This window comes from Gabonibacter chumensis (assembly GCF_024741215.1).
In the GTDB taxonomy this organism is placed as follows: Bacteria; Bacteroidota; Bacteroidia; order Bacteroidales; family Marinifilaceae; genus Gabonibacter; species Gabonibacter massiliensis.
Map to the genome: position 1 here is coordinate 290,196 of NZ_JANSKB010000003.1, position 18,887 is coordinate 309,082.

The following is an 18,887-nucleotide window of genomic DNA, read 5'->3' on the forward strand; positions in this document are numbered from 1 at the left end:
TTCAGACCTTATAGATGCCATAAACCTCACCCGCCTTACCATATTTGAGTAAACAAACTTCACAATAGAATAATTAAGCATTCCATATTTTATTAATGATAAAAATATGTATATATTTATTTTTATTATTAATGAAATAGTTATATATTTATAGAAAGATCTAAATTAACGTAGAAAGTATTTCAATAACATGCTAACATTTAAATTATTATGAAAACAAATCTACCATTATTCCTGACTATAAACATATTTATTCTTTTACTGTCATGTGCCTCGTTAAATCAAAATCCGTCAAAAGAGGCTATCGCAAAAGTAATCAAAGCAAAAATAGATTGCCGCAATTACATCATTGATATAGGATTGAATACTTATGAGGATTACGAAAGTATCCTCTTACCGAAAACTCGAGGATATATTCACATCATCGGAGATTCTTTGATCTCTTGTATGAGCTATGATAATCCTTACAAAGAAGATTTTCCCCCGAAAAATTATGCAAACCAAATGCAAAGTATGAAGTACAAAATCTTTGACTATAAGGAAAGAAAATACAGTCGAGGTCGGATAGAAATAAGTTTTTGGTTTAATATAGATTATTCAGGACAAGATATTTCTCTTTACGATCAAGCAAAATATCCAGAGGGAATTATACCTATTCATTATAAATTAATAATAGGCCATTCCAACAAGATTCGCATTTACAGAAACAATTATGCAAGTGACATCGGAACTTTAAGAATATAAAGCAGATCAAAAAGCAAATATTTCAACCAGCTTCAAGCTAAATATCGTATTTTCGCTTATAATAATCCATAAGAGTTATTTAGTAACCATCTAAACCGTTAGTTTATATTCGAATATATTTATACCAAATGAAATGATATAAAAAGAATGATCGAAATTGAAATTTCGATCATTCTTTTTATTTGTCTTTTTTAATATCCGAAGATCTCTTCGGTAGTGAGGCGGGTAACGGGACCATAGGAAGACAATTTCTTCATGTCCAGCTCTTTCTCATTTCCTAATATACAATAGGTATAGGTACGATTTTTCACCCATTTTTCCTGAAAAGCTTTTACATCTTTCATGGTCAGGTTTTGAATTTCGTCGAACGCGGTCAGGGCATCTCCCATTTTATCATTTTGGGTAGCGATAAACGTGGTATAGACATAAGGTCTATCCAGGCGGAAAGGTTGTCCCAAGCTGGCAGAAGCGGAATAAGCCAATCCGCGGGATTCACGCAGTTCTTGGAAAACGATAGAATTCATACCCCCACCGAAATATTCGTTATACAAGGTGGCAACGGGATATACCGTAGACAAAGCAACACAGATGTTATAAATGCGAGACCACTCGTCAAATTGGGTAAATGAAAGCTACAGGATACGTTTCTTGTCATTTCGACAAAACAAAAAACCTGCCAAATCAGTAATTTGGCAAGTTTTGCATTTTTTCAACCTTATTTTCAGTTGTTTCTGTGATCCAGCTGGGATTCGAACCCAGGACCCCAACATTAAAAGTGTTGTGCTCTACCGGCTGAGCTACTGAATCGTCAATTGTTTTTTTTACAATTGCGGTGCAAAGGTATATATTTTTGCATCCCATACAAATTTATTTTTGTTTATTTTCCTGACTTTTTTATACTTCTTTCTTGGAAAAACATTAAATAGTTGATAAACAAAATCTCCATAGGGCATAGTCCTGCCCTTTGATATTTCAAAAAAATATCATAACTTATAACCATTTATAAAATCACAATAAATATGCCGCTTAGATCGTCAGAGAAAAAAGGAATTATCGTGCTATCTTTTTTGCTAACAGGCTTCTTCGTATTTCCTCTTCTAATCGAGGAAGACGACACCCCTTTTTTCCTGCTCACGCAAGCCGAGATTCCCGATTCCACGGTACCCGTCTCGACTCATCCGGCCTCCCCGGTAAAACGGTTTGAATTAAACTCGGTCGATAGTGTTTCTTTAACCAAGATAAAAGGCATCGGTCCCTACTACGCTTCCAAGATACTAAAATACAGAAAACGCCTCGGAGGTTTTCATACACCCTTACAATTGAAAGAAATCTCCTTCAAATACCTCTCCGTAGACTCTTTGCTGGATCATTTTTATGCCGATCCCAAACACATTACAAAAAAAGAGATGGATACCATGAGCTTTAAAAACATATTGAGTCATCCTTATTTGGAATACGGGGAAGTGCAACTGATCTTTAAAGCGAAGAAAGAGTGGGGAACGATTACCTATTCCCTATTGGAGCAGAAAAAAATATTGGCTCCCCACAAACTCAAAAAGATAAAACCTTACTTCAAATAATTTACATAACTTTGTAGGGACTCATTATTGATCAGAAACATAAAAACAACTAAATATGAAGAAAGTATTCATTATTATCCTCGGTATTTTTATACTGTTCATTATCGCACTGATAACGATTCCGGTATTCTTTAAAAGCGACATTCTCCGGCTTATAGAAGAACAGTCCTCAAAGTATATGAAAGCCGACTTAAAAATCGGAGACGTAAACTTAAGCATGTTCAAAAATTTTCCGGATTTAAGCGTTACATTAACAGATGTCATGTTATCCGAGAACCGGGAAACGGTAAAAGACACCTTAATTCGTATTCCTGAATTTGAAGCATCCGTTAATCTAAAATCCCTTATTTCGGGAAACGAGATCATCATCAACCGTATTTTATTAAAAGATTGCCGTTTGATGCCGCAAGTAACGGCCTCCGGTCGGGAAAACTGGGACATAATGATTGCATCGGACAGTACGGGAACCGCCACTCCACAAGATAGTATTCAGACAAAAACAGACACCTCCGGGAAATCGGTCAGATTCAATCACATCGAGATCCGGGACCTTTATTTAGATTACAAAGATTTTCAATCTTCCACCTATTTCAGCATCGATAAAATCAACCTGAAATTGCAAGGAAATCTTTCCGAAACAAATACGCTTCTACAAATTTTACTCCATTTGGAAAATATCTGTTTCCGTCAAGGCAACAGCGTATGGGTCAACAACACGAATTTCAACTGGCAAGCCGATATCGAAGCCAATCTGAAGGAGATGCTGTTCCATATCAAGAAAAACGATATGTCGTTGAATGACCTGAAATTAGATTTGACAGGCAATGTAGGTATAGGAAAAGAAAAATACGATATGGATCTGAAGCTAAACGCCCCCGACACCCAATTCGAAAGTCTTTTGGCTATGGTTCCGAAAGAATTCCAAAAAGAGATTGAAGGAGTAAAAACTTCCGGAGGTTTTCAGCTTAATGCCACGGCAAAAGGAGAATATTATGAAAATCATCTCCCGCAATTCGATATCCAATTCAATATATTGGATGCCAGTTTAAAATATCCTGAACTTCCTGAATCCATCGAAAAGATCAATCTTAAGTTAAGTATTACTAATCCGGGAGGAACTCCCTCTCTAACGGTTGCAGACTTACGTACCCTATCCTTTTCCGTGGCAGATAATCCGTTCGACATGCGCTTATTGGTTTCCGACCCGGAAGATCCCACACTAAAAGGAGAAGCCAAAGGCATCATCAATTTCGAAAGTCTTAAAAAAGCCCTTCCCTTACAAGACATCACCCTCAACGGGATACTTTCCGTAGATATGGCGTTCAACGGAAAATACCAATACATCGAAAAAGAACAATACGAAAAATTTTCCGCTACCGGAAAAATTTCATTGAAAGATGTTCTGTTCAAAAACAGTGATTTTCCAAAAGGCATCGCTATCCCCTCCGGAGATTTAACCGTAACCCCGGCTCGTTTGAATTTGAAGAATCTATCGATTCAAATCAATTCATCCGATCTCACCTTGGAGGGATACGTGGCCGACTATCTGCCCTATATATTTAAGAACCAAACATTAAAAGGGAATTTTAATTTAAATTCAAAATTATTGAACCTGAACGAATTGATGGCAAATATAACCACGGATACCACACAAACACAAACGGATAACGCTTCTCCCTCGCCTAACGGAGTATTTGAAGTTCCCAAAAATATCCAACTGGGTTTAAATACCAACGTTAAAACCTTACTGTTCGATCAACTGACCGCCAAGAACATTAACGGAAATATACAAACAGCAGGAGGCGTGGCTACCCTTAAAAATCTCAGTATGGATATGCTGGAGGGAAAAATACTCATGAACGGATCCTATAACACGGCCAATCCGGCTAAACCATTCGTGGATTTCAATCTCCGGATAGACAATTTCGATATCGATGCCGCCTACCACGCGTTTAGCTTTATCAGACAAAGTGTTCCCATGGCGATGAATTGTTCCGGAAAAATCTCTACCGTAATGAAATTTTCCGCTAATTTGGATCAGGAGATGAGTCCGATCATGAACACGGTAAACGGAGGAGGAAGTCTTTCCACGGCCGGATTCTTAATAAAAGACAACCCGGCTATGGCGAAATTAGCCACTTTATTAAAAAATGACGAATTAAGCCGAATCAGTATCAGCAAGTTAAAAATAGACTTTAAACTGGATCACGGAAATATTATCATAGAACCCTTTACCACCCATTTAGCAGGAAACCCGACGACAATCTACGGTTCCCAAACTGTAAACGGGGAGATGGACTATACCCTCTCCATGAACATCGACCGGAAATATTTCGGAAAAGATATCAACAACGTACTCTCCGCACTCCCGGGAGCAAGCAATATTAAAGCGTTGGATGTTGACGTAAAGATTGAAGGAACCCTTGATAAACCTATCGTGAAACCAGATTTAACAAAAGCGATAAAAGCCGTAGAGAAAGAAGCGGGCAAAGAAGTTAAAAAGAATATACTGAAAGGACTTGACAAGCTGTTCAAAAAGAAATAACCCTCCTCAATAAAATAAGGCTGCTTTTAAAAGTAGCCTTATTTTATTGATCGAAACCCGGACGACAAAAATTTCGGGCATCCGGAAAGCGATGTTCCAGGTCCCGCAGCATTTGCTCCAAAACGACCAAAATACGTTCTATATCCTGTTGAAAATAAACCACCTTGTTTTTCAACACGGACCAGGCTTGATAAGAAATTTCAATAGCCAACAAGGCTACCTTCGCCGAGCCGTTATAATCATTTTCTTCCTGTTTGGCATTGATTTTATCCGCGTAAATATGAAAGCCGTACAAAGCCCGTTTCATTTTCGCGTGAATCAGATCCAGATACCAGCTGATTTCCACCAATGCTTCATCGACCTCCTTCGTCTTTATTCCATTACCTTTCTCCTCCTCTTCATCCAATTTCTGATATATACTCTCCTGACACTTATCAGCCAAAGTCTCATATATCCGGTTACAGCAGATCATATCTTCCCTCTCCACTTTTCTGGCCAGCTCTTCGTCATCATCGTCCAAATCCTCATAATCTTCGCCCCAGAAACCCTTATCGATATTTTCTGCCCGATATATGTCTTCAATCGCGATTCCCTTCTCCTCAGCCAACTCCCGTAATACCTCATAGGTTGAATCGAAGATACTTTTCAAACGAGAAAGAGCTACATCATCATCATCCGGCAACTCCTCATCGAAATCGACCTTTGCTCTTTCTTTCAATTTTTTCCCCATCGTGAAGCTCATGCAACGGGATTGAAATTTACAGCGTTCACACCAACGATCGCAATAATTATATATACCGGGAACAAAACCAGTATTCACGATATTATTTTCTTTTTTCTTAGGCACGCTTTCTAACCTTAGCCGATTAATTTTTTATAACGTATACGTTTAGGAGTAACATCCCCCAAACGTTTCTTTTTATTTTCCTCGTATTCGGAGTAACTCCCTTCAAAATACACCACCTTAGAATCACCCTCGAATGCCAGAATATGAGTCGCGATACGATCCAAAAACCAACGGTCATGGGAAACCACAACCGCACAACCGGCAAAATTTTCCAAACCTTCTTCCAATGCCCGCAACGTATTCACATCGATATCGTTTGTAGGCTCATCCAATAATAGAACGTTTGCTTCCTCCTTTAACGCCAAAGCCAAATGCAGGCGATTTCTCTCTCCCCCGGACAGGACTCCACACTTTTTTTCCTGGTCGGAACCTGAAAAATTAAATTTAGAAACATACGCCCGGGCGTTTATTTCACGCCCTCCCACGGTTATCAGGTCACTCCCTCCCGAAATAATTTGATACACGGTCTTTTCCGGATCAATGGAAGCATGTTGTTGATCGACATAACCAATCTTCACCGTTGGGCCGACTTCAAACGTCCCGGCATCAGCCTTTTCCAATCCCATTATCATCCTGAAAAGAGTCGTTTTTCCCGCTCCATTCGGTCCGATCACCCCGACAATTCCGGCCGGAGGCAACTGGAACTCCAAATCCTCGAAAAGCAATTTCTCGCCAAATCCTTTCGACACATGCTCCGCCTCAATAACCTTGTTTCCGAGACGAGGACCATTCGGTATAAAAATCTCCAATTGCTCTTCTTTCTCCTTTACGTCTTCCTCCATCATTCGATCGTAAGCCTTTAAACGAGCCTTACTTTTCGCCTGACGGGCTTTCGGAGACATTCTCACCCATTCCAATTCTCTTTCCAACGTCTTTCTTCGTTTACTTGCCTGTTTCTCTTCCTGCTCCAAACGTCTTGCTTTTTGCTCCAACCAGGAGGAATAATTTCCCTCCCAAGGAATTCCTTCTCCCCGATCCAACTCTAAAATCCATCCTGCCACGTTATCCAGAAAATAACGGTCGTGAGTCACACATATTACCGTTCCGGGATATTGATGCAAATGTTGTTCCAGCCATTCGACCGATTCGGCATCCAAATGGTTCGTAGGCTCATCCAGTAATAAAATATCGGGTTCCTTTAACAGCAATCTGCATAGAGCAACCCGACGACGTTCTCCCCCGGACAAGTTCTTAACCAAAGCATCCGGTTCCGGACAACGAAGAGCATCCATAGCCCGCTCCAATTTCTGATCGATTTCCCATCCTCCGTTATGTTCTATCAATTCGGTCAATTCTCCCTGACGGACCATCAATTTATCCATCTCCTCATCACTCATCGGTTCACAGAACTTCAGGTTCACCTCCTCGTACTCTTTCAATAAATCCATCACTTCCTGAACTCCTTCCTCAACGACCTCTTTCACCGTTTTCGTATCATCCAACAGAGGCTCCTGGGGAAGATAACCTATCGAATGTTCTTTGGACCAGACAACTTTCCCCTCATAATTCGAATCCAAACCGGCGATAATTTTCAATAAAGTAGATTTACCCGACCCATTCAATCCAATTACTCCAATCTTCGCACCATAAAAGAAAGAAAGGGATATATCTTTTATTATCTTTCGTTGCGGAGGGATAGTTTTACTTACCCTCATCATTGAAAAAATAATTTTTTTATCGTCTGCCATATGCTTTAACTTGTTCTATTATTATGTTTAAATTATATCTACGACTGATTTCCACTCAAAACGGATACAAAGATAAACCATATCCATCAATAAAAAAAATCGCAATACTTAATAACACTAAGTAAAAATCATTTTATCCCCCTCAAAGAGCTTCAAACAAAAAAACAATTTATCGGCCTATTAAAAATTTCATGACTATTTCTCTCATCCACCTTTTATCTTTTTTTATTTCAATAATACAAGAGACTCGTGCATATTTCACATATTTTATGAATTACAAAAGTCATAAAAGAAGAGATTTATCTATTATTGATCGATATCAAATGAAAAATAGAACACGTTACAACCGAGATAAATTTCATTACTTTTGCCAAAATAAAACGAATAGCTGCTATGATAAAAATAAAACAGTTTATCTATTTATCGTGGATCTTCTGCACCACGTTATGCTTTTCTTGTCGTACACATTCCGAAAAGTTAAACGATGCCTTAAAATTAAGCGGAAAAAATCGACAAGAATTAGAAAAAGTATTAAAGCATTATTCACAAGACCGGGCCGATAGCTTGAAACGGAAAGCGGCTATTTTCCTCATTGAAAATATGCCTGGTCATTTTTCCTACAACGGCCCCTACCTGAGAGAGTTTAAAAATATTGTCGATACGTTACCGGATTCCTATTGGCTAAAAAAAATCATCTTAATGCAACCCTACCGTTATAAAGAGTACAGAGAACAACTACAAGAAGAGGAAGATATCAAACATATCAAAGCCGACTATTTGATCCATAACATAGACGTAGCTTTTAAAATGCTGGAAACCAAACCTTGGTTGGAATCTTTACCATTCGAGGATTTTTGTGAATATCTATTACCCTATCGTATCGATAACGAGATACTCGACAATTGGAAGGATTCGATTATCCCCATTTACGAAAATAAAATTACAGAAAAGACGACTTATTGTGACGATCAAAGATATTCCGCGTTCCAATTGGCAAAAGAAACATCTATTGAGTTTTATAGCAGCGAACAAGCCTCTTCCGATATGATTGCCGGTATTCCCTACCAAAAATACGAGTGTATCAACGACAGCCGGTTACGCGTAATAGCGACCCGCAAGGTAGGCATTCCCTGTACCATCGATTTCGTCCCGGCTTGGGCCGACATGAACGGATATCATTATTGGATGGTCGTTATCGATCCCAAATACAAAACCCTTTCCTCCTATCAGGTCGAAGGGAAAACAGCCCCGAAAGTGTACCGGAGAACTTTTTCCATCAACGAAATCCCGCGTGATCCGGAAGGGAAAAATTTTATTCCAGAATTTTTCAAAGATCCTTTTAATAAAGACGTGACCGATGTATACCTCAACACTTCCGATGTAAAGGTAAAGCTTTTATTTCCTCCTTCTCGCGGTGTCAAATACGCCTATATAGCTATGTTTAACGATTTGACTTTAAAAATCGTGGGGTGGGGCAAAATAACATGCGATCAAGTAACATTCCCAAAATTAGGAAGAGGTATTGTTTATTTTCCGGTCTACTTCTCAGGCAATCAGCTGATGAACGGAAACTTCCCGTTTATTTTAAAAATGAATGGCGAAACCGATTTTTTGATTCCGGATACCACCCGACGTCAAACCATCAGGATTACCCGGAAATTTCCCGTTATCGGTTACAAAACCGTATACGGAGAGCTATTAAAGGGGAACTGTTTCAGTGCCTCCAATACCCTTTCGTTTAAAGACTCGACAATCATCCACAAAATTACCGAAAACCCATACATGCATTACACGACATTCAAAGTGGATACGAATTTAAAATACCGGTACTGGAAAATAAGCAATACGCATTACTCTCATATAGCAGAACTTGTATTCCGTGACGCAAAAGGGAATTATTTATCCTGGAAAACCATTCCTCAGGATAGAAACCGCCAGGAAGAATATTTAGGCGACAACGATCCGTTAACCTATACTTACATGTACAGGAATCTCCTTCTGGATTTCGGGGAACCGGTACAAATCTCTTCCGTCGGTTATCTTTCTCAAAACGACGGTAACGGTATATACCCCGGCAACGAGTACGAATTGTTCTTTTACGACCGTAACGGTTGGCACTCCCTGGGACGGAAAAGAGCGGACGATCATTATATCGAGTACGAATCCGTCCCGGCCGGAGCCTTATACTGGTTAAGAAATCACACGACGGGACGGGAAGAACGTCCTTTTACCTACAAGAACGGAGAAGTACATTTCTGGTAATCTTCTCTTTACGAGATAGCCGGAGGCCGATCGTCTTTTTACAGAACTTTCGATATGCTAATTTTCATAATCTCGATAAAAATCGCTATTTTGGTCTATCATTAGAACGAGAAAATCATGATAGAGACAATTAATCATTTCCTGGAAGAGCATTCCATCGACAAAAACGCCGGTTTTATCATTGCGGTAAGCGGAGGAGCTGATTCGATAGCCTTGCTACATGCATTTAAATACCTAAATATCAAAATATTGGCACTACACTGCAACTTTAATTTGCGTGGAAGAGAATCCAATATGGACGAACAATTCGTCAAGCGATTTTGTGACACTTACGGAATCCCTCATAGCGTCAAAAAATTCGATACGCTCGCTTACGCCAAAAGCAAAGGAATAAGTATTGAAATGGCTGCCAGAGAACTGCGATACAATTGGTTTGAAGAAGTCCGTCAGAAAAAAAACATGGACTATATCGTGGTGGGACATCATGCCGATGACCTGGCTGAAACTATTTTTATCAATTTCTGCCGGGGAACCGGCATTAAAGGACTCACCGGAATCCGTCCGATAAACGGACGGATATTACGTCCTCTATTAAACCGCTCTAAAAATGAAATCATCGATTATATTACTCTCAATAAGTTAGGGTACCGTGTTGACTCAACGAACAACACGTTAGATTACGTACGAAACAAAATCCGCCACCTTATTATTCCAGTATGCAAAGACATCAATCCCTCCTTTTTAAAAACCGTACAGGAAAATTGTCAGGCGATGCGGGAAGTCGAACAAATCTATCTACACGGTATAAAACAGTTGAAACGACAAATCATGTCCGAAGAAAACGGAGAGATACTAATCCATATCCAACAGACGTTAGATTCACCTGCACCTTATACTTTATTATACGAGATATTAAAACCTTACGGATTTAATACCACTCAGGTAAAAGATATATTAGAAAGTAACGATTCCATCCCCGGGAAACAATTTCAAGCGGAAGAGTACTTATTGACCAAAGGACGCACGTACTGGAGATTATTTAATATCCTTGAAAAAGAAGACGAACATACTCTAATGGCCGACAACGGTACTTATTATTTAAATAACGTCACTTTTACGTTGGATGAAACGGAGATCACTCCCGAGTTTGAAATACCCAAAGAAAGCCATATCGCCTGTTTCGATTTAGATAAAATCAATTATCCTCTTATCGTACGTCATTGGGCTACAGGAGACTGGTTTTGTCCATTAGGAATGAAAAGAAGCAAAAAGAAATTGAGTGATTTATTTACCGATTTAAAGTTCAGCGCAAAACAAAAAAAAGAATGCCTTATCATCCAATCCGGAAAAGACATCGTTTGGGTCGTGGGACATCGTTTGGACGATCGTTATAAAATTACTCCCGGCACCAAAAAAGCTTTAATAATAAAAGTCTCAGCCAAACCTCAAGGAGAAAAACAGGCAAAAAATTAAAAAAGAGGCCTCAGCCTCTTTTTAACACACTAACAATAAATTTACTACACTTATAAAAGCAAAAAACATTTCTTAGATTGCGTGGGCAAAGATAGTAATTTAAAACGTTTGCGCAAATTTTTTTAAGAAAAAAAACGTTCGCGTATAACAATTCCAAAACTTCTTTGTTTTTCATTTTTTTATCCATACTTTTGTATGAAAATAAGAGAATGATAAGAATAATAACATCATTATTAACCGATTAATATAATTAGAAATGTCAAAGATTAAAGTTGGTATTAACGGATTCGGACGTATTGGTCGTTTGGTTTTCCGTGCAGCTATGGGTAGAAACGATATTGAAATCGTAGGGATTAATGACCTTATTGACGTGGAGTACATGGCGTATATGCTTAGATACGATACCATGCACGGACGTTTTAATGGAACGATCGAAGTGAAAGACGGCAAATTAGTTGTAAACGGGCAAGCTATTCGCGTTACGGCTGAAAAAGACCCAGCCAATTTAAAATGGAACGAGGTAGGAGCTGAATATGTTGTAGAATCTACCGGATTATTCTTGACAAAAGAAAAAGCCGAAGCTCATTTAAAGGCCGGAGCAAAACGTGTTGTAATGTCAGCACCTTCAAAAGACGATACTCCCATGTTCGTTATGGGTGTAAATCATAAATCTTACTCCGGGCAAACTATCGTATCCAACGCTTCTTGTACGACCAACTGTCTGGCTCCGTTAGCAAAAGTAATCCACGACAAATTCGGCATTGTTGAAGGTTTGATGACTACTGTACACGCCACTACCGCAACTCAAAAGACAGTTGACGGTCCCTCTGTCAAGGATTGGAGAGGCGGACGTGCTGCTGCCGGTAATATCATACCTTCCTCTACAGGAGCAGCTAAAGCCGTGGGCAAAGTAATTCCCGAATTAAACGGCAAGTTGACAGGTATGTCATTTCGGGTTCCGACGCTTGATGTTTCCGTGGTTGATTTAACTTGTCGTTTGGAGAAACCGGCAACTTACGATGAAATTAAGGCTGCCATGAAAGAAGCTTCTGAAAACGAATTAAAAGGAATCTTAGGATACACGGAAGAAGATGTTGTTTCATCCGATTTCTTAGGTGACGCCCGTACTTCCATATTCGACGCAAAAGCAGGTATCGCATTGAATCCCAACTTCGTAAAACTGGTCTCTTGGTATGACAACGAATGGGGGTATTCAAACAAAGTAATCGAATTAATCGCTCATATGGCGACCGTAAAATAAATACGAAAAGAGCCGGTTATAAACCGGCTCTTTTTTTCAACCATTCTCTTTCATTCCCGTATAGTAAATAAGCAACATTATATATTCTATGGATATAATCAAGGAAAAAAGACCCTATCATTTGGGGTTAGTCTTAAGTGGAGGAGGGGCAAGAGGTTTTGCACACTTGGGAGTATACAAGGCCATGCAAGAATTAGGGATCAAACCCGATATTATTTCCGGTACCAGTGCCGGAGCTATTGCCGGAGTCATGATCGCCTCCGGACATACGGCAGAAGAATCGCTTTCGTTCTTTATAGGAACCAAGATGTTAGACTTCGCTCGTCCTGTTGTCTCCAAAATGGGCGTTATGATGATGGGCGGCATGGAAAAACGATTGTCCGAATTCATTCAAGTAGAAACTTTCGACCAACTCCAAATTCCTTTAGTCGTCACGGCGACTAACATGAATTTAGGTGTTCCCGCTCACTTCAATAGCGGCAAGGTCATTCCATCGGTCGTGGCATCTTCATCCGTCCCTATCGTATTCGTACCTACGGTTATCGACAATCAACAATACGTGGACGGCGGTGTTTTTATGAATTTACCGGTACGTCCGATTCGCGATTTATGCGATATCATTATCGGAGTCCATATCGATCCGGTTGAACCCAGTGATCACATTAAAAATTTAGTACATCTCGCAGAGCGCTCCTTCCACATGGGAATCCTTTCCAACATGAATATCGATGCTAAAAGTTGCGATATTCTGATCATGCCCAAACATATCAGTCAATACAGTATGTTCGATCTGAACAATACGGAAAAAATTTTCGACGAAGGCTATAAGGAAGCCATGATTATGTTTAAACGCCCCAAAACAATGGCCACTTTAGGACTAAACTGACCGAATAATCAGTCGTATCTGTTTTAAACCGAAAAGTAAATATTACTTTTGTCGAAAATTCATATCATACTAATGCCACCTATCGACGACACTTTTCGGGATATATTGCAATCGCTCGGAATTGCAACCTTAAACGAGATGCAAATCCAAGCCATCGAAGCTCAACGAAATAACAGGGATATCCTTCTGTTATCCCCGACCGGCTCCGGAAAAACGTTAGCTTTTTTACTTCCTCTTTTAGAAAAATTATCAAGCGACAAAAAGGAGATACAAGCATTGATTCTCACCCCCTCCCGAGAGTTGGCACTCCAAATCGAATCCGTATTTCGCTCTCTAAGAAGTTCCTATCGGGTGGTATGTTGTTACGGCGGACACGATATTCAAGTTGAAGAGAGAAGTCTCGTTTACCCTCCGGCTTTACTCATAGGTACTCCCGGACGACTATTAGACCATATCGATCGGCAAACTATCGATTTAAAAGAGGTACACACGATTATCCTGGATGAATTCGATAAATCGCTTGAATTCGGATTTATTGAAGATATGAGAGAAATATTTGCCTGCTTACACGGAATTCGGCAGCGGATTCTCACTTCTGCTACTTCGGCCGTTGAGATCCCCGTATTTGTCGGGATAAAATCGCCTCACGCGATTAATTTTTTAGAAAAAACACCTTTGGGTAAATTAGAAATAAAAACCGTCTATTCAGGAGATCCGGACAAACTTACTACCCTATACCGATTGTTAGGCGAGTTAAACGGGTCCCCGACCCTTATTTTTTGTAATTACAGAGAACATGCCGAACGGATCAGCACCTATCTTCGGAAACAGGCGGTGGAAAACGAGTTTTTTCACGGCGGACTGGAACAAGCGGAAAGGGAAAGAGTTCTATGCAAATTCCGGAACGGCAGCACGACCATCCTAATCTCTACCGATTTAGCCGCCAGGGGATTAGATATACCTGAAATAGAATACATCATCCATTATCATTTCCCGGATACGGAAGAGGCCTTTATCCACCGTAACGGACGTACAGCCAGGATGAAAGCTTCGGGAACTGCTTTTGTACTCATAGGAGAATCGGAAATATTTCCCGCCTATCTCCCGGAAATTCCGGAGGTATATCGTTTATCCGGCAAAGATAAGATTCCCCCGAAACCGGAATGGGACACCTTATACATCGGAAAAGGGAAAAAAGACAAACTGAGCAAAATGGATATCGTCGGTTTCCTCTGTCAAAAAGGGAATTTACATAAAGAGGAGATCGGACGTATCGAGATAAAAGATTTTCATGCTTTTGCGGCCATTAAACGAAACAGGATACGAAAAACCCTCTCCCTTATTCGGAATGAAAAAATCAAAAACATGAAAACAAAATTCGCCATCTCCTTCTAAGAAAAACGAAGAGGCAAGCCTCCTCGTTTTTTCATTTTACATATTCTTGCATTTTTGTAATCAGATGAATGTTTCCGGCCATTATGGCAATCCCCCTGTTTTCCCGAAAAGAGCGGATTTCTCCCCCGGCCTCCCGTACGATAAGCTCCCCGGCACATACATCCCAAGGATGCAGTCCCAATTCCCAATAAGCATCCAAAAAACCGGCAGCCACACAACACAGGTCGTAAGCAGCCGATCCCAATCGCCGGATTCCCCGGATACGCGGAAGAATACGAGCTAAATTAGCGGCATTGTTATCCGGATTTACATCCTTATCGTATGGAAAACCTGTTCCCAATACACTATGAGCCAAATCCTTCTTGTCCGATACACGAATAGAGATTCCGTTCCTAAAAGCGCCTTTCCCCCGGATCGCCGTATACATTTCATCCAGATAGGGAGCGTATACCACACCTAAAAGGGATTCTCCCCTGTAGGTCAATCCGATAGATACGCAAAAAACAGGAAGCCCCTGACTGTAATTATTTGTTCCATCCAATGGATCCACAATCCACAAGTAATCACTATGAACATCATGCTCTCCGCTCTCCTCCCCCAACACGCCATGAGCCGGAAAAGAGGCATTTATTCGCTCCAATAAAAAGGTTTCACATAACTTATCCACCTTAGTCACCACATCGAAAACATTCGATTTGGTCTCAATTCCCAAATTATCACCTCTAAAATAGGAGCGTTGCATACCTCCGACCTCTTTCGCCCAGCCAACAACAAGTTCCAGCGTACTTTTCAAATCCAGGTCCATCTCTTTACTTCTTTATTTTTTGGCAATCTTTTCTTTAATTTCCAACTGATAAATAATGGTTGAATAAGGAGGAATCCCTCTAAAAAGTTTATCTTCATAAGCCATACCGTAAGGCACGATAATATCGGCTTTATCACCGACTTTCAATAGCGGAAAACTTAATCTCAAACCATCTATTAAATCGCTTACCAACCACTTCACCGGTTCATTTCCCTCGAGCTTTATAATTTGTCTTAAGTTATCCCGATCTCTCACTTCATCCAAAAGATAAGCCGCACATACAACACGCACACTGTCTTTCGCCTCAATGTTTTCTCCCTCCGAAGCCAATGTCGTCCGCACAATATAGGTTGTCGTATCGCCACTTTTCACATCCAAAATGTTTTCCCGAGGAATATTCGCATAGACCTCATCCATATACCGTTTAATCATCTCTTTCTCATAGGAAAACAGATCTTTTCCCACGACTTTCTCCACCTTCATATCATACAGATGGGTAATTCCGTTACTGTACAGCACCGGAGAGGGTACAAGTAAATTTCCTTTTTTACCTTCACCGACATATCCGGCTAACAATCCCTCGAAACTACCGTCTCCCACCCGGCAATATACCGGCCCCCCGTAAGGAAAAGTGGCAGTAAACCCACTACCTGCACCCGCAGCCTTGGCCGGATCCGTCGTATCGAAAAGGTAATCATTTAAATTCGTCAGATCATAATTGACCAATACCCACTCTTTATCTTCCGCCACCGTTCCGGTCCGATCGTTATTGAATACATACATATCCGCAATATGCTGACTTTGTTCCGATACAGGTATTTTTATTATCTCTGTTTTGGCGTTTTTATCAAGATAAGCTTCGATATTCTTCTGTTCTTGAGCAAGAACCTTTTTAATATCGATCGTATCTACACCATCCGAACAACTTGCGAATATACCCATCAGCAAGCCTAATCCCCAAATTAAATTGTTTTTTTTCATTTCCGTTTTTTTTAGTTGTTATTAAAATACCATCTGTCATGGTTCATTACCTCTCCCTGTCTCCGGATTTTCCGGAGGAGTAAATATGCCTACCCTCTTTACCTTCAACGTGTATACCAAAGTTGAAAAGGAAGGTATTAAAATTTGTCCGCTCGCACTCTTCACCCCCGCACGCCCGTACCCCAGCACATGAGGTACGATTATCGTAGCTTCATCGCCTTCGTGCAAATAAGTCAAAGCTTTCGCGTAAACCTCCAATATCGTCCCGTTTCTCGGGGCCTGAGGATGAATCATCGTCACGCTGTCCCAGACTTCATACTGCTTTAATAATCCCTCGGTCAAAACGTATGTCTCATGTGAAATCGAGACCGTATCTCCCTCCTTGATCACAGAGACGCCACTTCCCTGGTGTGTCATCACCAAATAGGCAATCGAATCGTTTCGCCTTATCTCGACAGGCTCGCCGATCTTGTCTTGGATGTGATTGTCTATATAAGATTGAATTAAAGCACCTTCATACTCTTTGAAATCCGGAATAACCCGTTTTACCTGAAGCCTATACAGTAGCGACTTTCCGTTCTGACTACCTAATTTAGAGGGAACGATCATCTCTCCCGTTTTACCCTCTCCGATGTACTTCAACGCCTCCCCGATATAATTAAACTTATTCGCCGTATCGAGCACATTATATACCGGTCCTCCCATCGCATAGGTCCTGACATAAGTAGAATCCAGTTTTTGTTGCGGATCGGTAGAGTCCATGTATTTCCCGTTCAAGTCCAATACGTCATAATCGATCAGGGCGTATTCATCCTCTTTTACTAAAGTTCCCGTCTTATCATTATTAAAGATATAGATAGAATCTATCGGCAAACCTTTTACGGAATAAAAACACACCGTAGTAACGGGAGTCGTAACATTTTCCCTCAAGTACTCCCGAATATCGACGGATTCTTTCTCCAGAACATCAATCAGGTCATCCTCTTTTTCTTCGGAACAACTCCAAAAGCTCAGCATCAACACGCATACCGATAAAATACAATACTTTCCCATACTTGTTTTTATTAAACCGTTATCTCTGTTTCTTCCCAAAATCCTTTTCGCAAATGTACCGTACTCCGAATCCCGGCCTCCCACAACAACCCAAATACTTCCGCCCTGCCCTGATTGATTTTTTCAGGCTCATGAGCATCGGAATTAACCATCAAGGGTATCTTCAACTCCTTCAATTCTTTAAAATAACGCACGTCCGGAAATAACATTCCTCTCCGCACATAAGCTTTCGTATTGATCTCCATCATCACTCCCTTCTCTGCAATCACCCTCAAATAATCCATCATCATGTTTCGAAACCAGTTGCTGTCCACTATTTCCGGATCGCAAAGCGAACCGTTCATCGCCACCTTATCCGCATGGGCAACGAAATCGAAGCCGCCCAACTCAACCATTCGCATCGAGGCCTGAAAATAGCTCTTTATCAACAGCTTCAAATCTCCGGCGAACACCTTATCCAAATTCCTCCGGAAATCCTCGACTCTTCCATCCATATCCATCATTTCTCCTCTTTCCGGATTTACCACATAATGAACGGAACCGATACGATAATCCAACGGCAATTGTTGAAAATAAAGGGAAGAAGGTCCGTATTCCTCATTCAAATAATCAATTTCCAACCCTACATATACCTCAAGCATTGAGGCATATATTCGTTTAAGCCTTTGCATTTCCCGTAAATAATTCCCCACCTCACTCCGTTTCAAAGACCAGTCGGTCTCAAACGGCAACGGGGAATGGGAAGAGATTCCATAACTATGAAATCCTGCTTTTATCGCCGCTTTTACAAAATCTTCTGCAGGTGCTCTTCCGTCACAAAAAGTACAATGACTATGATAATTACATAAATCCATTCTTACTTTTTCATCCAAGCGTTAACAATCTCACCCACGTATATTTTATGAAAATCTTTTTCTGGATAGTTTTCCGTTATCGGCGTTTTCTCCCCAAAAGCATCTTCCTTTAACCAATCCGCGTATATTTTTTTACATTCCAAAACCAATCGGGCCTCTTCAAAAAAAGGATTCCCTAATAGCGTAAAACCGGGAATCAATCCACTCTTCTCTACCTTATTCGCACTCCTACCCGAAATCGAACCGCATACATTCAACGCTTTCCGATTCTCTTTTCCCAGAAAGTTAAGCGTAAAATAGGCATTATTTTCCATAAATTCAAACGTGTAGCGCTGCGGACGTACGAAAACGGTCACGACGGGCTTGTTCCACAAAAAACCCATCATACCCCAACTCGCCGTCATCATATTAAAACGATCGGCATTACCGGCGGCAATCAGCATCCACTCCTCACCGATTAATTTTATGGCATTCTCCTGAATGACCTTAGGATCTATTTTCTGAAGCATACTT

15 protein-coding genes, 1 tRNA gene and 1 pseudogene are annotated in these 18,887 nt (G+C 40.4%); 8 read left to right on the forward strand and 9 right to left on the reverse strand.

The annotated features are described in order from the left end of the window. Positions 1-210: 210 nt before the first annotated feature. The gene (locus NVS78_RS10730) at positions 211-744 is read left to right on the forward strand and encodes a hypothetical protein (RefSeq protein ID WP_286359175.1); all 534 of its coding nucleotides are present in this window, start codon (positions 211-213) and stop codon (positions 742-744) included. A gap of 191 nt (positions 745-935) precedes the next feature. Here the strand turns inward: NVS78_RS10730 and NVS78_RS10735 are convergent. Further along, positions 936-1,313: pseudogene (locus NVS78_RS10735) on the reverse strand (insulinase family protein); the annotation flags it as partial. A 165-nt stretch (positions 1,314-1,478) separates the two neighbouring features. Beyond that, a tRNA-Lys gene (locus NVS78_RS10740) sits at positions 1,479-1,551 on the reverse strand. A 212-nt stretch (positions 1,552-1,763) separates the two neighbouring features. Here NVS78_RS10740 and NVS78_RS10745 point away from each other — a divergent pair. Together NVS78_RS10745 and NVS78_RS10750 are read left to right on the forward strand one after the other, a co-directional pair. Then, positions 1,764-2,324 (forward strand): ComEA family DNA-binding protein, encoded by a 561-nt coding sequence (locus NVS78_RS10745; protein WP_286359176.1) that lies wholly within the window; start codon positions 1,764-1,766, stop codon positions 2,322-2,324. A 55-nt stretch (positions 2,325-2,379) separates the two neighbouring features. Continuing rightward, a complete protein-coding gene (locus tag NVS78_RS10750) occupies positions 2,380-4,869 on the forward strand; it encodes an AsmA-like C-terminal region-containing protein (RefSeq protein ID WP_286359177.1) in 2,490 nt (829 codons plus the stop codon). Positions 4,870-4,912: 43 nt separating this feature from the next. Here the strand turns inward: NVS78_RS10750 and NVS78_RS10755 are convergent, their stop codons facing one another. Together NVS78_RS10755 and ettA are read right to left on the reverse strand one after the other, a co-directional pair. Next, positions 4,913-5,716 carry a hypothetical protein gene (locus tag NVS78_RS10755; protein WP_041502141.1) on the reverse strand — a complete coding sequence of 268 codons (804 nt, stop codon included), beginning with the start codon at positions 5,714-5,716 and terminating at the stop codon, positions 4,913-4,915. Positions 5,717-5,727: 11 nt separating this feature from the next. Next, positions 5,728-7,404, reverse strand: coding sequence for an energy-dependent translational throttle protein EttA (gene ettA / locus NVS78_RS10760; RefSeq protein ID WP_286359178.1), 1,677 nt, complete (start codon positions 7,402-7,404; stop codon positions 5,728-5,730). Between the two features lie 393 nt (positions 7,405-7,797). On the opposite strand from ettA, the gene NVS78_RS10765 reads away from it, so the two are divergent. From NVS78_RS10765 to NVS78_RS10785, 5 genes are all read left to right on the forward strand, one after another. Beyond that, the gene (locus tag NVS78_RS10765) at positions 7,798-9,666 is read left to right on the forward strand and encodes a hypothetical protein (RefSeq protein WP_286359179.1); all 1,869 of its coding nucleotides are present in this window, start codon (positions 7,798-7,800) and stop codon (positions 9,664-9,666) included. Between the two features lie 117 nt (positions 9,667-9,783). After that, positions 9,784-11,139, forward strand: a complete 1,356-nt coding sequence (gene tilS, locus NVS78_RS10770) for a tRNA lysidine(34) synthetase TilS (protein WP_052634357.1) — start codon at positions 9,784-9,786, stop codon at positions 11,137-11,139. Positions 11,140-11,395: 256 nt separating this feature from the next. Beyond that, the gene (gene gap, locus NVS78_RS10775; protein ID WP_041502144.1) at positions 11,396-12,400 is read left to right on the forward strand and encodes a type I glyceraldehyde-3-phosphate dehydrogenase; all 1,005 of its coding nucleotides are present in this window, start codon (positions 11,396-11,398) and stop codon (positions 12,398-12,400) included. 88 nt (positions 12,401-12,488) lie between these two features. After that, positions 12,489-13,286: a patatin-like phospholipase family protein gene (locus NVS78_RS10780; protein WP_052634359.1), complete on the forward strand. Its 798-nt coding sequence runs from the start codon at positions 12,489-12,491 to the stop codon at positions 13,284-13,286. A gap of 72 nt (positions 13,287-13,358) precedes the next feature. After that, a complete protein-coding gene (locus NVS78_RS10785; RefSeq protein ID WP_286359251.1) occupies positions 13,359-14,681 on the forward strand; it encodes a DEAD/DEAH box helicase in 1,323 nt (440 codons plus the stop codon). A gap of 31 nt (positions 14,682-14,712) precedes the next feature. On the opposite strand, the gene NVS78_RS10790 is transcribed toward NVS78_RS10785, so the two are convergent. From NVS78_RS10790 to NVS78_RS10810, 5 genes are read right to left on the reverse strand one after another with little or no spacing between them, the layout of a single operon-like run. Further along, positions 14,713-15,486, reverse strand: coding sequence for an inositol monophosphatase family protein (locus NVS78_RS10790; RefSeq protein WP_286359180.1), 774 nt, complete (start codon positions 15,484-15,486; stop codon positions 14,713-14,715). Between the two features lie 12 nt (positions 15,487-15,498). Continuing rightward, positions 15,499-16,467, reverse strand: coding sequence for an FKBP-type peptidyl-prolyl cis-trans isomerase (locus NVS78_RS10795; RefSeq protein WP_286359181.1), 969 nt, complete (start codon positions 16,465-16,467; stop codon positions 15,499-15,501). Positions 16,468-16,503: 36 nt separating this feature from the next. After that, positions 16,504-17,520 (reverse strand): FKBP-type peptidyl-prolyl cis-trans isomerase, encoded by a 1,017-nt coding sequence (locus NVS78_RS10800; protein ID WP_286359182.1) that lies wholly within the window; start codon positions 17,518-17,520, stop codon positions 16,504-16,506. An 11-nt stretch (positions 17,521-17,531) separates the two neighbouring features. Further along, positions 17,532-18,374, reverse strand: coding sequence for a histidinol-phosphatase (locus tag NVS78_RS10805; protein WP_286359183.1), 843 nt, complete (start codon positions 18,372-18,374; stop codon positions 17,532-17,534). 2 nt (positions 18,375-18,376) lie between these two features. Next, positions 18,377-18,883, reverse strand: a complete 507-nt coding sequence (locus NVS78_RS10810; protein WP_286359184.1) for a flavin reductase family protein — start codon at positions 18,881-18,883, stop codon at positions 18,377-18,379. Positions 18,884-18,887: the final 4 nt, after the last annotated feature.